This is a genomic window from Kaistia hirudinis (assembly GCF_014196455.1).
GTDB lineage: Bacteria > Pseudomonadota > Alphaproteobacteria > Rhizobiales > Kaistiaceae > Kaistia > Kaistia hirudinis.
Genome location: NZ_JACIDS010000001.1, coordinates 315,208 through 330,185, shown reverse-complemented (window position 1 = coordinate 330,185; position 14,978 = coordinate 315,208). Strand labels below are relative to the sequence as shown.

12 protein-coding genes and 1 pseudogene are annotated in these 14,978 nt (G+C 64.7%); 6 read left to right on the top strand and 7 right to left on the bottom strand.

All coding sequences use genetic code 11. From position 1 onward, the window contains the following. The first annotated feature begins 113 nt into the window (after positions 1-113). Both GGR25_RS01540 and GGR25_RS01535 read left to right on the top strand, forming a co-directional pair. Positions 114-983, top strand: a complete 870-nt coding sequence (locus tag GGR25_RS01540; RefSeq protein WP_183396964.1) for a carbohydrate ABC transporter permease — start codon at positions 114-116, stop codon at positions 981-983. Next, positions 980-1,813, top strand: a complete 834-nt coding sequence (locus tag GGR25_RS01535) for a carbohydrate ABC transporter permease (protein WP_183396963.1) — start codon at positions 980-982, stop codon at positions 1,811-1,813. The genes GGR25_RS01540 and GGR25_RS01535 overlap by 4 nt, the downstream gene beginning before the upstream one ends. Positions 1,814-1,831: 18 nt before the next feature. On the opposite strand, the gene GGR25_RS01530 is transcribed toward GGR25_RS01535, so the two are convergent. The 5 genes from GGR25_RS01530 to GGR25_RS01510 all read right to left on the bottom strand — a co-directional run bounded on the left by GGR25_RS01530 (position 1,832) and on the right by GGR25_RS01510 (position 7,602). After that, on the bottom strand, positions 1,832-2,767 hold the full coding sequence (locus GGR25_RS01530) for an ABC transporter permease (RefSeq protein ID WP_183396962.1): 936 nt from the start codon (positions 2,765-2,767) through the stop codon (positions 1,832-1,834). Beyond that, a complete protein-coding gene (locus tag GGR25_RS01525; RefSeq protein ID WP_183396961.1) occupies positions 2,768-4,333 on the bottom strand; it encodes a sugar ABC transporter ATP-binding protein in 1,566 nt (521 codons plus the stop codon). Then, positions 4,330-5,496, bottom strand: coding sequence for a levoglucosan dehydrogenase (locus GGR25_RS01520; protein WP_183396960.1), 1,167 nt, complete (start codon positions 5,494-5,496; stop codon positions 4,330-4,332). Before GGR25_RS01520 ends, GGR25_RS01525 begins: the two co-directional genes overlap by 4 nt. Before the next feature lie 128 nt (positions 5,497-5,624). Beyond that, the gene (locus GGR25_RS01515; protein WP_183396959.1) at positions 5,625-6,746 is read right to left on the bottom strand and encodes a substrate-binding domain-containing protein; all 1,122 of its coding nucleotides are present in this window, start codon (positions 6,744-6,746) and stop codon (positions 5,625-5,627) included. A gap of 43 nt (positions 6,747-6,789) precedes the next feature. Continuing rightward, the gene (locus GGR25_RS01510) at positions 6,790-7,602 is read right to left on the bottom strand and encodes a sugar phosphate isomerase/epimerase family protein (RefSeq protein WP_183396958.1); all 813 of its coding nucleotides are present in this window, start codon (positions 7,600-7,602) and stop codon (positions 6,790-6,792) included. A 187-nt stretch (positions 7,603-7,789) separates the two neighbouring features. Between GGR25_RS01510 and GGR25_RS01505 the strand changes: the two genes are divergently transcribed. From GGR25_RS01505 to hdhA, 4 genes are all read left to right on the top strand, one after another. Beyond that, positions 7,790-9,142, top strand: a complete 1,353-nt coding sequence (locus tag GGR25_RS01505; protein WP_183396957.1) for an ROK family protein — start codon at positions 7,790-7,792, stop codon at positions 9,140-9,142. Positions 9,143-9,152: 10 nt separating this feature from the next. Further along, positions 9,153-10,184: a substrate-binding domain-containing protein gene (locus tag GGR25_RS01500; RefSeq protein WP_183396956.1), complete on the top strand. Its 1,032-nt coding sequence runs from the start codon at positions 9,153-9,155 to the stop codon at positions 10,182-10,184. Positions 10,185-10,970: 786 nt separating this feature from the next. After that, positions 10,971-12,194 carry a serine hydrolase domain-containing protein gene (locus GGR25_RS01495; RefSeq protein ID WP_183396955.1) on the top strand — a complete coding sequence of 408 codons (1,224 nt, stop codon included), beginning with the start codon at positions 10,971-10,973 and terminating at the stop codon, positions 12,192-12,194. A gap of 25 nt (positions 12,195-12,219) precedes the next feature. Further along, positions 12,220-12,987, top strand: coding sequence for a 7-alpha-hydroxysteroid dehydrogenase (gene hdhA, locus GGR25_RS01490; protein ID WP_183396954.1), 768 nt, complete (start codon positions 12,220-12,222; stop codon positions 12,985-12,987). Between the two features lie 196 nt (positions 12,988-13,183). Here hdhA and GGR25_RS01485 read toward each other — a convergent pair. Then, positions 13,184-14,040: pseudogene (locus GGR25_RS01485) on the bottom strand (DDE-type integrase/transposase/recombinase). 51 nt (positions 14,041-14,091) lie between these two features. After that, entirely contained in the window at positions 14,092-14,889 is a 798-nt protein-coding gene (locus tag GGR25_RS01480; protein ID WP_183396953.1) for an AraC family transcriptional regulator, read from the bottom strand. Positions 14,890-14,978: the final 89 nt, after the last annotated feature.

The following is a 14,978-nucleotide window of genomic DNA, read 5'->3' as shown; positions in this document are numbered from 1 at the left end:
TGGCAATGGCCGGTTTCGCGCTGCGGCGCGATCCGGCAATCTGAGCCCCCCGGCGCCGTACGCGGCGCCGGGGAATGCCTGACCGTGGCCGATCTCGCCGAGGACGACACCGCATGGAGCGGCAGACCATCTTCGAAGGGCGCGTCCTCCTCGCTCCCCTCACCGCCTTCCTGATCGCGCTGCTCGGCTTCCCGCTGGTAGTCGATCTCGTCTATTCGGTCTCGCGCGTCGGCTTCGAGAATATCCGCGCGCCGGAGATCACCGGGCTCGGCAACTACGCCAAGGCGCTGGCGGATCCCGAATTCTGGGGCGCGGCTTGGTTCTCGCTGCGCTTCGGCCTGATCGTCGCCTCCATCCAGGTGGTGGTCGGCCTGATCCTCGCAATCTTCCTCGCGCCGCTCTTTGCGGCGCGGCCCTGGCTCATCGCCCTGCTGATGCTGCCGATGATGGTGGCGCCCGCGCTGGTGGGCCTGATGTACCGGCTGATCCTGCACGAATTCGTCGGCGCCGTGCCCTATTACCTGCTCGAATGGTATGGCGACTTCCCCGCCTTTCTCGGTCGCCAGTGGGTCTTCACCACGCTCGTCGTGATCGAGACGCTGCAGTGGACGCCCTTCGCGCTGCTGATCCTGCACTCGGCCTATGCGGCGATCTCGCCCGATGTCCGCGAGGCAGCGTCGCTTGACGGGGCAACAGGGCTTCGCCTGTTCCTCAATGTCGACCTGCCGCTAATGCTGCCGGCGATCGGCATCACCGCCTTCATCCGCTTCATCGATTCCTTCCGCGTGTTCGACAATCTCTACACGCTGGTCGGCTCAGGGGCCGGCGGCTCCACCACCTCGATGAGCATTTATATCTACCAGGCCTTCTTCAAGGTGGGCGATATCGGTCTCGCCGTCGCCGCCTCGATGCTGCTGCTGGCGGCCTCCTTCGTCGTGCTCTGGATCATCAACCACTTCACCGCCCGGAAGGTCGCGACATGAGACGTCCGGCGATTCAGGCACTGCGCTGGCTGGTGTTCGGCCTCGCCGTCCTCATTCTCAACTTCCCGGTGATCGCGACGCTGGTGACCTCGCTGAAGAGCGAGGCGGAGATCTCGTCCAACGCTTCGCTGGTGATCGAGAACCCGACGCTCGACAACTATGCCGCCATCTTCGGCATGGCTGATCGCTTCGACATCCTGCACTTCCTGATGAACAGCCTCGTCGCCTCGACGCTCGGCTCGGCGCTCGCCATCGCCCTCGCCTTCCCCGCCGCCTATGCGATGGCGCGCTTCGGCACCGGGCGGCGCTGGCTGCTGCCGCTCGCGGTCAATCTGCGCGCCGTGCCGCTGATCATCTTCGCGATCCCGATCTATCTCATGTACCAGCAGGTCGGCCTGCTCGACACGCGGCTCGGACTGTCGCTGATCTTCTGCCTCATCAACGTGCCGCTGGTGCTGGTACTGTTCACCTCGGCGATCGCCGAACTCCCGATCGAGATCGAGGAGGCGGCCCGGGTCGATGGCGCCGGCACGTTCAGGCTGATCCTGCATGTCGTGCTGCCGATGTCGCTCAATGTGGTGGCGGCCTCGTCGGTGCTCGCCTTCATCTATTCCTGGAACGAGTTCCTGTTCGGCCTGATGCTGACCACGAGCAGGGCGACGCCGATCTCGGTCGGCGCATCCTTCTTCTTCGCTGCCTCCGGCGGCGGCGTGCGCTGGGGCGTCGCAGCAGCGGTCATGATCCTCGCGACACTGCCGCCGCTGCTGCTCGGCCTCGTCATGTATCGCCAGATCGGCCGCTCGATGACGGCGGGCGCCGTAAAAGGCTGAGCCCGCCGCGATCCTCGGTCAGGCTCGCTTCTGGCTGAGCGCCACGGCGAGAATGATGATCCCGCCACGAGCGATCAGCTGCTGGCTGAATTCGAGCCCCATCAGGATCAGGCCGTTGTTGATGAGGCCGATCATCAGCGCGCCGACAATGGTCCCGATCACAGTTCCGCGGCCGCCGAACAGGCTCGTGCCGCCCAGAACCGCCGCCGCGATGACCGAAAGCTCGTCGCCTTCGCCGAGCTGGAAGCGGCCGGACTGCAGGCGGCCCGCATAGAGCATCCCGGCCAGCGCCGCGGCGCAGGACGAAATGACGAGCACCTTGAACTTGATCGCCTTGGTATCGATGCCCGAATAGCGGGCCGCGGTCTCGCCGCCGCCGGTCGCCAGCACCCGCCGGCCGAAACCGGTCCGGCGCAGCACGATGTGGCCGATCGCACCCAGGATCACCATCCACAGCAGCAGGACCGGCACGGGTCCGACATTGCCGCCGCCGAACAGCCAGGAATAGCCGGGCGAAAGGATCGGCACGGCCGCCGTCGCGGAGATCCACATCGCGACACCCTTGGCGATGCCCATCATCGCGAGCGTGGTCAGGAAGGACGGAATGCCGATGCGCGTCGTCAGCCAGCCATTGAACATGCCGACGGCAAGGCCCGTAGCGAGGCCGGCGATCACGCCGACGAACGGCCCGCCCACGGCGATCGCCATGGCGACGGTGACGGTGGAGAGGCCGGCGACCGCGCCGACCGAGAGGTCGATCTCACCGGCCGACAGCACGAAGGTCATGGCGATGGCCATCACCGCAATCATCGCTGTCTGCCGGACGATATTGAGCAGATTATTGGGGTTGAGGAACCCCTTGTCGGCCAGCGTCGCCGCGAAGACGATGAAGATGACCACGAAGCCGATATAGATGATGTTCTGACGCCAGTTGGCGAAGAAGGCGCTAGCCATTTAGATCTCCTGAACCGCAAGGGCCTTCTGGATTTCGATCTGCAGCCGCTGCTCGGCCGCCTGAAGACGATGCGCCTGGTCGTCGACGGGAACGTCCGGATCGTCCAGCGCCTCGCGCGGCAGGTCCTGGTGCACGCGCCCATCCGCCATGACGAGAATGCGGTCGCAGGCGGTCAGCAGTTCCGATAGCTCGGACGAGATCATGATGATCCCCTTCCCCGCCGCGGCCAGATCGCGCACCAGGCGGATGATCTCGGACTTGGAGCCGATGTCGATGCCGGCCGTCGGCTCGTCGAGAATGAGGATGTCCGGATCGGTGGCGAGCCACTTGCCGATCACCACCTTCTGCTGGTTGCCGCCGGAAAGCGTGGCGACCGCGTGCTCGCGGCTGGCCGTCTTCACCTTGAGCCGCGCAATCTGCGCATCGGTCAGATCGTTCGCCGCTTTCGTTTCGACAAAGCCCGCTTTGGACAGACGGCCGATGACGGCGAGGATCATGTTGGAGGCGACGGAGTGAGCCGGAATGATGCCCTGGGTCGCCCGCGCTTCCGGCACGAGCGCGACGCCAGCCGCGATCGCGTCGCTGGGCTTGCGGATGACGATGCTGCGACCCTTGATCGAGATCTCGCCGGCGGCGATCGGCTCGATCCCGGCCATGACGCGCGCCAGCGACGAGCGGCCGGAGCCGAGCAGGCCGGCGAGGCCGAGCACCTCGCCGCGATGCAGCGTCAGCGAAACGTGTTCAGGCTTGTGGACGCCGCTGACGTCCTTCAGCTGGAGCAGCACCTCGCCCTTCGCGGCCTGCGTCCGCTCCACGTCGGACAGGCCTTTGGAGCGCCTGCCGACGATGTGTTCGATCATCGTATCGATCGGCAGCTCCGACAGCGGCGCCGTGATGACATGGCGGCCGTCGCGCAGGATGGTCGCGCGGTCGGCAATGCGCGCGATCTCGTCCATGCGATGGCTGACATAGATGATCGCGACGCCCTTCGCCTTCAGCTTGCGCAGGAAGACGAACAGCCGCTCGACGTCGGACACGGCGAGCGCCGTCGAGGGCTCGTCGAGCACGAGCACCTTCGCATCCTGCGAAATCGCCTTGGCGATCTCGGTCAGCTGCTTCTGGCCGGCCCCGAGATCGGCGACGAGCGCCTTCGGATCCACGAAGACCTCAAGCATCGCGAAGATCTCGGCAGCGCGGCGCTCAGCCTCCTCGTCGTCGATCAGGCCGGCGCCGTCGCGCCATTCGCGCGTCAGGAAGATGTTCTGGGCCACCGTCAGGGTCGGGACCAGGCTCATCTCCTGATAGTTCATGGCAATGCCGGCGGCCCGCGAGGCCTCCGGCGTATGCGTCGTCAGCGGCACGCCACCGACCTCGATCGTCCCCTGATCGGGGCGATGGACCCCGTTCAGGATCTTGAGGATCGTCGACTTGCCGGCGCCATTGCCGCCGAGCAGCGCATGGACCTCGCCCGGAAGCACTTCGAGGCTCACGCCATCCAGCGCGCGCACGCCCCCGAAGGCCTTGGAGATGCCTGTCATGCGAACGGCGGCGGCAGTGGCACTCATCCAACCTTCTCCCAGACGCCGCTCTGACCCGAGCGCAGGAACGCGTCGGCGACGAGTTCGGTCAGCAGGCCGTCGGCGAAATTCGGGCTCGGCTGCTGCTTCTTCGCGATGGCGGAGAAGAAGTCATAGCACTCGACGATCTTGGTCTCCGAATAGCCGATGCCGAGGCCCGGTATCGGCCAGAGGCCGGCACCATAGGGATGCGCCGGCCCGGTGTAGATGGTGCGGAAGCCGCGCGCATCCGCCGGATCGTCGGCGAACATCACCTGCAGCTCGTCGCGGCGCTCGTAGTTGAAGTGGATCGAGCCCTTGGTGCCGTGGATTTCCAGCGTGATGAAGTTGTTGCGGCCATAGGCATTGCGGGTCGCCTCGAGGCTGCCGATGGCGCCGCCCTTGAACCGCAGCATCGAAACGAGCTCGTCGTCCACATCGACCTCGCCGCGCTCGGCATCGGCGGACTTCTCGGCCGCGCCCAGCTTGTCGACGCCGCCCTGCTGCAGCGGGCGGGTCTTGTTGTAGGTCGGCGTCATGGCGATCACCTCGGCGATCGGCCCGACCAGGTAATGGGCGAGATCGACGACATGCGTGCCGATGTCGCCCACGGAACCGGAGCCGGCGATCTTCTTCTGGAAGCGCCAGGAGAGCGGCGAGTCGGGATCGGCGGACCAGTCCTGGAGATAGGTGCCGCGGAAGTTCAGGATGCGGCCGATCCGGCCCTCCTCGATGAACTTCTTGGCAAGCGCCACGGCAGGCGTGCGGCGATAGTTGAAGGCGACCATATGGATGACGCCGGCGGCCTCGACCGCCTCGACCATCGCCCGCGCCTCTTCCACCGTGCGGGAGAGCGGCTTCTCGCAGATGATGTGCTTGCCGGCCTTGGCCGCTGCAATGGCGATCTCCGCATGCACATTGTTGGGCGTGCAGATGTCGACGACGTCGATATCCGGGCGGTTGACGACGGCGCGCCAGTCCGAGGACGCCTCCTCGAAGCCGAAGCGGCGGCGCGCTTCCTCGGCCATACCATCGCTCACGTCGACAACGACCTTGCGGTGGGGAATGGCCGGGGCCGGCCAGAAGAACATCGGCATCGAGGCATAGGCCATCGCATGCGCCTTGCCCATGAACCCGCCGCCGATCATGGCGACGTTCATCACTTTGGTCATCGGTTTTCTCCTGAGAGCGAGCGGCTTCGGCGAGCAGCCTTCGTCCGCCGGCCGAGGCCGGAGGTTGGCGCGGGTCGGGCCTTGGTCCTGTCGCACGGGGCGCGCGCAGCGCCCCGTGCTTCCCGGCCTTACTGGCCGAGGCTCTTCTTGATGTTGTCGGTCGCGTCGGTCGAATAGACCGCCTTCCAGCCATCGAGCAGCGTGTCCCGCGTGACCGGGAGGGCCGGCAGCGCGACGAAGGCCGGGGCCTCCTTGCCGAGCAGGCCGTAACCGGCGAGCTTCGCTTCCACGACGCCGGCATCATAGGGACGCTGCGCGCCGAGGCCCTTCACGAAGCCGTTCTGCGCCATGGAGATCGCGACGTTTTCTCCGAGGTCGATCGTGGTGATGACGAGGTCGTCGCGGCCGGCGACGCGCGCCGCCGAGATCACGCCCTCGGCCGGAACGTCCCAGACCGCCCAGATGCCCTTGACGTTCGGGTTGGAGGTGAGGATGGCCGAGGCGGCCTTCTCTGCATCGCCCGAGAAATCCGGACCGCCGATGCCCTGCTCCGCAACGATCTTGATGTCCGGATAGTCGGAGGCGATCGTCGCCTTGAAGGCGTCGTAGCGCTGCTTGGTGACGAAGAAGTCGGCCGCGTGGAATATGACGCCGATATCGCCCTTGCCGCCGAGCGCCTTGGCCATCAGGTGCGCCGAGGCGACGCCGTTGCCGTAATTGTCGGCCGAAACCACGGACACATAGTCCTTGCCGGCCACGAAACCCGTCGGCACGTTGTCCATGAAGACGAGCTTGGTTCCAGCGGCAGCGGCAGCCTTGTACGCGGCGGCGGTCGCGGTCGGGTCGGTCGGGATCGAGACGATGATGTTCGGCTTCTGCGCCATGATCGTCTCGATGTCGGAGACCTGCTTCTCGGGCTTGAAGCCGGCATCGGTGACAGCGAGCACCTTGATGCCCATATCGGCGAACTGCTTCTGCAGGCCGTTGATCTGGGCGCGCGACCAGTCATTGCCACCGTAATGCATGACGATGGCGGCCGTCGCGTTCATGCCCTTGATCCTGGCGAGTTCGTCATCCGTCAGCACGACGCTCGACGCCGGCGACGGCGCCTCGCCCGAGGGGCCCTTCGACAGAACCGTCTTCTGCAGGTCGGCGAGGGCCTGATCCGGATCGGCGAGCGCCGGGCCGGCATAGGCGAGAGCGAGCGTCAGCGCGGCGGCCGAGCCCAACAGGGTTCGTCTGGAGATCATCGTCAATCCTCCCGGAATTGGGGCTGCGCCCCGGTCGCGGCCTTCAGGCCGATTCGAGATAGCTCCTGCTGGCCTTCGCGCCCTCCAGCGGGTCGGCCCAGGAATCGAGTTCGGTGCACACCCAGCCCTCGAAGCCGATTTCGCGCAGCGCAGCGATGATCGAGTCCGTCGGCACATCGCCACGGTCGAGGGGGGTGAAGGCGAAGGGCTCCTTCTGGAAGCCCTTGAGATGCACGTAGGAGATGCGCGCCGCATGCTCGCGGATCAGCGCAGCCGGATCGCCGCCGGCCGCGGCGAGGTGCGCCGTGTCCGGGCAGAAGTCGATGCCGGTCAGGGCGAAGATCTTGCGCACTTCGGCCGGCCCTTCGACGATGGTCGAAAGATGCGGGTGGTAATGGGCGGTGAGGCCGCGCGCCTCTGCGATCTCCTTCACGCGGTCGAGCGCCGCGGCAAGCCGCGGATAGTCTGCCTCGCGGATGCCGTCGAAGCGCTTGGCGCCGCCACCGACAACGAGATGCGGCGCGCCAAGCTCGGCAGCCCGGTCCGCCGCGCGGACGATGCGGGCCAGCTCTTCGGGCAGGATATCGTCGAAAATGAAATTGCCGCCGGCATAGGTCGCGACGAGCGTAAGCCCGTTATCCGCGAGCAGGCCGCGCATCTCGGCAGCGCTGAAATCGAGCAGATTGCCGTCGAAAAGCTCGACGCCCTCATACCCGGCCGTGGCGATGTCGGCGAAGGCGCGGCGTATGTCGCCGAAGGTGCGATAGGCGAGGTTCGTGATCGACGTGACGCCGACCGCGTCTCCGCCGAGGCTTCCCCAGCAATTCGCATGATAGGCGAGCTTGAAGCTCGACATCGGCATCTCCTCCCAGTGCTTGCCGCGATCCTTAACGACCTCTTAGGGCGCTAAAAAATCGATGTCAATCATTTAAGACCATATGTGCCGTATCTTTTGCAGATTTACGACATAAGAGCGACGTTGCCAGTCGAAACGGGCAGCCTTATGAAAGAGGCGATCGCGACGGCGCCAGAGAGGACGAGACATGTCGAGGACGGCCATTGCGGAAGCCGCTGCCCGTCCGCGCCGGAAAGGCCGTCCGCGCGTATCCGAGACAGCCTCCCCGAGCCTCGTCGAAATCCTCAATCTGGTCCGTTCCGAGCAGGCGACCACACGCCAGGAGATCGAGCGCCAGAGCGAGCTCGGACGCGCGGTCGTCGCCGATCGGCTCGGCACGCTCTCCGAGCTCGGGCTCGTGGACGAGAGCGAACTGGGCGCGGCAACCGGCGGCCGGGCGCCCCGCCTGGTGCGCTTCAGCGCCGATCGCGGCCGGATCCTCGTCGCGACACTTGACCAGACGGCGCTCGGCGTCGGAATCGCCGATCTCGGCGGCGCCCTGCTCATGGAGCATCACGAGGCGAGCGAGCTCACCCAGCCAGTTGCCGCCCTTGCCGAGCGGCTGATCACGCTGTTCCGCTGGATCTTGGAGCGGCAGGGCAATCCGCCGCTCTACGGCATCTCGATTTCCGTGCCGGGAGCCGTGCCCGATGGCGGCGAGGCACTGTTCCTGGGCACCACGCCCGTGGTCCTGCCCGGCTGGGATAGCTTCCCGCTCGTTGAGACGCTGGTCGAAGCCTTCGATGCCCCGGTGTGGCTGCGCTCCAGCGTCGAGACGATGACGATGGGCGAACTCCATGCCGGGGCCGGAAGCGGCCATCGAACGATGCTGTTCGTGAAGGTCGGCAAGCGCATCGGCGCGGGTCTCGGCAGCGACGGCCGGCTGTTTCGCGGCGCCCAAGGCGCGGTCGGCCTCATCGGCTCCGTCCCGGTGTCATCGGCCGGTGGCGTCGGCACGCTCGAGGCGATGGCGGGCTCGGACCATATCGCGCAGGAAGGCCGGCTTGCCGCCGAGCGCGGCACCAGCCCGATCCTCGCCGAGCACCTGCGCCGCGGCGGCGAGATCACGGCGCTCGAAGTGGCGCAGGCGGCGCAGATCGGCGATGCGGCGGCGATCGAGATTCTCTCGCAGAGCGGCCGGCTGATCGGCCAGGTGGTCGCGACGCTGGCCAATATGCTGAATCCAGCCCTGATCGTTCTTTCCGGCTCGATCGCGCAGACCAACGACATCCTGCTCGCCTCAGCGCGCGAGGCAATCTATGGCGCCTGCCACCCCATGGTGAGCCGCGACCTGCAAGTCATCCGCTCCCAGATGGGCAGTTCGGCCGGCCTCGTGGGCGCGGCCATTGTCGCGGCGGAAGGACTGTTCGCGCCGTCGATCCTGCGAGACTGGATCATGGCCGGCCGGCCGCAGGCGCATCCTCTGTTCCAGCGGATGAAGGACGATATCGCGCGGAGGAGAGCCACGGAGGAGCGCACGGTCCGGCCGCCGGGTGCGTGAGGAGGATGGAATGGCGATTTCTGGACTCGGCCCGCATGGAGAGCGCGCGTCGGCCCCCGAACGGGTTCTGCTGCTGCCGGAGGATATGGCCCGGGCGCGGGCGCGCGGCCTGCGCGTCGCGATCGTTTTGCATACACTGGCGAGCGACTGGACCAAGCAGCAGCTCTCCGGCCTTATCGGCATGCTCGGCGATTGCGGCGTCGCCGTTATCGACGTCGTCGACTGCGCCTTCACGCCCGAGGTCCAGATCGAAGCGCTCGACCGGCTGATCGCGGAGGCCCCCGACGCAATCATTTCGCTGCCCGTCGCCAACGCCAAGGTTGCCGCCGCCCACGCCCGCGTCGCCGCAGCCGGCATCAAGCTGGTGCTGCTTGACAACGTGCCGACAGGCCTTCTGCCCGGCAAGGATTACACCTCGCTCGTCTCGGCCGATAATTTTGGCCTCGGCAAGATCGCGGCCGAATGCCTGTCGCCGCATGTGCCTGATGGAAGCGAAGTCGGCGTGCTCGGCTATGAGGCCGATTTCTTCGCGACCAATGAGCGCGAGATCGCCTTCGTGAAATGGATGCGGATCAACCGTCCGGATGTGCAACTGCGCGTCCGCCGTTTTCCGTCCCTCGCGGAGGCGGGCCGCGTTACGCGCAGTCTGTTCGAGGATCACCCGGATCTCGCCGGCCTCTTCGTGGTCTGGGACACGCCCTCGATCGCGGCTGCCGGCGTCCTCGCGACGCTAGGCCGCAAGATTCCGATGGTGACGGTGGATCTCGGTCAGAATGCCGCCATCGGCCTCGCCGCAACCCGTTCGCTGGTCGCGATCGCCGCCCAGCAACCCTTCCGTCAGGGCGAAACGGCCGCCTCCGTCACCGTCAGCGCCCTGCTCGGCCGCCTGACGCCGGACTGGGTCGCCCTCCCCGGCCTCGCCGTTACGGCCGAGAATGTCGTCGAGTGCTTCCAGACCGTCTGGCGCAAGCCCGCACCCCGCGAAGTGCTGCGAACGCTGAGCCTCGTCGGCTCGGCACCGCTACCGGCCGCGCGATCGTGACGACGTCGGCGTCGATGTCGTGACCTCTGGCGATACAGCCGAGGCTCTCACTCCCACGCTAATACTTCTCCACCCCAAGAATTCCATATCCAGATGAGAGTAATATCTCTCAGGCAAGCACACCATCTTAGATACCATAAATTACCTGATCGCGTGAACTTTTTACGATTAATTTTCTTTCATTACAGATTATGTGAAATATATACATCACTAGACTACTTAGCAGTCAGGAGCAGGCCGTACGCCCTGGCATGCATACTGCCGGATATATCGGCAGGCTTCGTCGGGCACGGAACTCGCATCAGCGAGCGCAGGAGCGAAGACGACGAGCGCTAACGTCGATGCGAACGCCGGCTGCCAATCGGGGCGTTTTTAGACGCACGCCCGGTTGGCAAATATGCTAGAAAACTCATCGTAAGTGAGCAAATCACGGGAAAGCTAAAACAGCTCGAGCGTCTCTGACGCATCCCGATTGCTTCGGCCAAGGCAGAGAATTGATCGAGAAAGCGCAGCCGTACCAGCTCGGTGCCTAGACCAACTGTGGGTTCGAACCGGACGGCGACCGATGCGCTAGCGCCATACCGTCTCCGAGACGATTGGCGATGAGTGTAATGCCCGTCCCACGAGCTCTCAGGTGCGCCCATGACAGTTTTGCGCTCTGTTCTCCGGCGATTTGTGGCCTCCCCGACCGCACTTGGCGCCGGCCTTGCAGCCGTGTCGCTGCTTGCAGTACCGGCTGCCGCGCAAACGGCCCCTCTCTCGGCGCAGGAGTCGGATCCTGCCGTCATGGGCTGGATGAAGGGGTTTCCGCCTCCCCGCGACCGGATCATCACACAACCTGAGTCGGTTTATTTCAGTTTTCCAAAACTCCGCTGGTCGGTCTGCCATCTGCGCGAGCTTCTGCCGACGGAGGAGATCAGTCGCGGCCTCGGCGCGCCACGTCCCCTGGAATATCCTCCGCCCTATCAATTCGCGAACGAGCGACAGGCGATCGACGCGCTGACGTTCAAGCCGATCGACAGCGACAAGACGATGACCTGGGAGGAGTCACTCTACGCTAACTATACGGATGGTCTGCTGATCCTTCACAAGGGGCGCGTCGTCTATGAACGATATCTCGGCTGCCTGAACCCTGACGGGAAGCATGCCGCAATGTCGATGACGAAATCTGTGACAGGACTTCTCGCTTCAATCCTGGTCGCCGAGGGAAAGCTGAACGATTCCGCGCTCGTGTCCGACATTATCCCCGAGGTCAAGGGGAAGGGATACGGATCGGCAACCGTCCGTCAGGTCATGAACATGACGACCGGGCTCAAATTCTCAGAGGACTATTCCGATCCCGATGCGGACATCTGGCGGTATTCCGCAGCCGTGAGCCCACTTCCGAAGGCAGAGCACTTCCAAGGACCTTCTGGATACTGGGACTATCTTCCCACGGTAGAAGCGCAGGGCCAACACGGGGCTGCATTCCACTACAAGACGATCGACGCCGATATGCTGGGTTGGATCGTGTCGCGCGTCTCCGGCAAGTCAGTGACCGAATTGGCGTCGGAGCGACTGTGGCAGCCGATAGGTGCCGAGCAGGACGCCTACATGACGGTAGACGGAACCGGCGTGCCGTTCGCAGGAGGCGGACTGAGTGCAGGACTTCGCGACCTGGGACGCCTTGGGCTCTTGATGCTCAATGAAGGTGTCGTGGGGGGCGAGCGGCTGTTTCCGGCCGAGGCCGTTCGGAGCATCCGCGAAGGCGGCGACGCGAGCAAGTTCGGCACCAACTATCCGGCGTTGCTGGGTGGCCGTTACAGCAGCATGTGGTGGATCTACCCTGGCCAGGAAGGCGTTTTCGCGGCCAGAGGTGTCCATGGGCAGACGATCTACGTGGACCCATCGGCCGACATGGTGCTGGTACGCTTTGCATCCTACCCTCGGGCGGAGAATCCCCTCATCGATCCGACCTCCCTGCCCGCATTTCGAGCGATGGCCGAGTATCTGAAATCGAGTCCGAACTAGCTGAACGTCTTCGACGGAGCTTTCAATGCCAGATCAACGGCTCTTCCGATTGGATGGCGAAGTAGCACTGGTCACCGGCGCGGCCGCCGGGATCGGACGATCTATCGCGCTGACATTCGCCGCGGCCGGGGCGGCCGTAGCGGTGAGCGACATTGACGACGGCCGGGCCGGAAGCGTCGCTTCAGAAATCCTCGAGGCCGGAGGCCGCGCGATTGCCATCGGTTGCGACGTCACCAACGACAGCGATCTTGGGGCCGCGGTGCAGGCGGCGGTCGGCTCGTTTGGCAGCCTAACGGTGTTGGTCAACAACGCGGGCGGCGGGGGACCCAAGCCCTTTGGCATGCCCATGCACGATTTCCGTCGGGCGTTCGAGCTTAACGTCTTCTCGCTGTTCCGGCTGTCGCAGTTGGTAGCACCACATATGAGCGAGGCAGGCCACGGCGCCATCCTGAACATTTCCTCGATGGCGGGAGAGAACAAGAACGCGCGCATGACCTCGTACGGCTCGTCGAAGGCTGCGGTGAATCACCTGACGCGGAACATGGCATTCGACCTTGGCCCCCTGGGCATTCGGGTCAACGCCATCGCACCAGGCGCTGTCAGGACGGACGCGTTGGCGAAAGTCCTCACCCCGGAGACAGAGTTGGCGATGTTGCGACACACGCCACTTGGACGCCTGGGTCAACCTGAAGACATCGCCAATGCCGCCCTCTTCTTGTGCGCTCCGGCATCGAACTGGATCAGCGGGCAGGTGCTCACTGTATCGGGCGGCGACGTCCAGGAGTTGGACTGAACGGGCGGAACGGGCAGCCTCCGCCATAGATGATCCTCTGACGGTATCAATACAGGCGTGAACAGCATTGCCGTAGCTTCGCGGCTCGTCTCGCGAGCAGTATCGGCGAAGACCGTCACTGATGAAGACGGCTACGATCATTACAGACTGACAGCTATCGACAGAAGTCCAAGCAAACAATTGTTCTCACCCGGCGTCATTTTCGAACTCGGACCGGGCCGAGATCGCCGGTGGTCGAGTGGCGGCGGACCGTGTTGTGGACCCGTCCAATGCAGTCGAACTCATCGGCCCTGGCCGCGTCACGGGTCCGGTAAATCTCGCCCCTGATCCGTTCGGCTTTCGGGCATGAGAAGAATCTCTCCATCGCGGCACTGTCCCAGACGTTGCCGGATCCGCTCATCGAGCAAGTGACCCCGTTCTCGGCCAGTAATTCCTGGGAGTGCTGGCTGGTCTATTGGCTGTCCTGATCCGAGTGATGCAGCTGCGCATCGGGCTTGCCGCGCCGCCAGATCGCCATGACGAGCGCGTCGGTGACGAGTTGGGCTGTCATCCGGACATCGCGCCAGACTCGGCGAGCGCCACAGGTTCGGTCGCTGGCCTTGAAGCGCGCATAGACCTTGGTGCCAACCACCTCGTCGTTCACGGAGCGCTGGCTCGGCGAGCGCGTCAGCCAAGCATGGAACCCGAAGCGGGTGACATCCAGCGCTTCGCAAAGCCATGCCACCGGCCAGATGCTCCGGTGCCTCGCGATGAAGGCGAACTTGGTAGCCCTTCCCTCGCAAGTGGGCTGCGGCCCTTTTTTGGGATGTCGCGCTCCGCGTTCAGCTTGGCCACCTGACGCCGCTGCCGCTCGATCTCCAGCTGCTCGGGCTTCATCTGACCCTGCCCGACAACGGCTTGCCCTGGATCGCCGGCAAACGCCTTCACCCATCCGCACAACACGTTCTCATAGACCTCCGGATCACAAGGCGCCTGAGCGACGCTCACCCCGCTTTCCCTGATCAGGCGAACAGCCTCGATCCTGAACTCACGCCCAAATCGTCGTCGCTGCATGCGCCGCCTCAGGCTTCATGAAACACCCAATCTCGGTGTCCCCGAGCCCAATCATCGCTCCGCCATGTATCGCCCCGGCGAGATGCCGGCCGCCTTCTTAAACATCGTTGCGAAGCTGGGCACGCTCTCGTAGCCGAGGTTCGCCGCGACCTGTTGGATTGAAGCGCCGCCCGCCAACCATTTCACTGCGAGCATAACGGCAAGCTGCTGACGCCAGCGCCCGAAACTCATCCCAGTCTCTCGGCTCATCAACCGTTCCAGCGTTCGTCCGCTCATGCCGGTTCGCCTGGCCCATTCATCCAGCGTTCCCCGATCGGCCGGCGTCTCCATGATTACGTCGATGATCCTGCGCAACCGAGGATCAGTCGGCATCGGGAGGTGCAGTGCGTCGATCTTGGCAGATGCGAGTTCATCGAGCAGAACCGCCAGCATACGAGAGTTCGCACCGCCCTCTTCATAGAGAAGCGGCAAACTTGCTGCTCGGATCAACAACTCCCGCAGGAGCGGAGTCACCGCGATCGAACAACATTTCGCCGGCAAGATGGTGCCATCCGCAAGAGCGACAAAGGCGCCGTAGCCCTCCAGTTCGCCCGTCACTTTGATCGCGTGAACGGTGCCGCCCGGTATCCAGATCGCACTACGCGGCGGCACGATCCACAACCCGTTTTCTGTCGCGCAGCTCAGCGCCCCACGTTGAACGAGAATGAGCTGGCTCTTGGCATGCTGGTGCGGGTCCAATTCGAAGCTGCCCAACGCTTCGGCGGCGATGCCGTAGGTTACGACTGGGCGGGGCACATCGTCGGGGTCGACCCAACCGGGTTCTGGCGAAGGATGGCGAAGGAGAGGCATCAACAACTCTTCGCTTTGGCGTGATACGATAATAATCTGTCGCTACTTCGTAATGCCGCCACTCCCGCTTTGTCTATATCCTCGTGTGG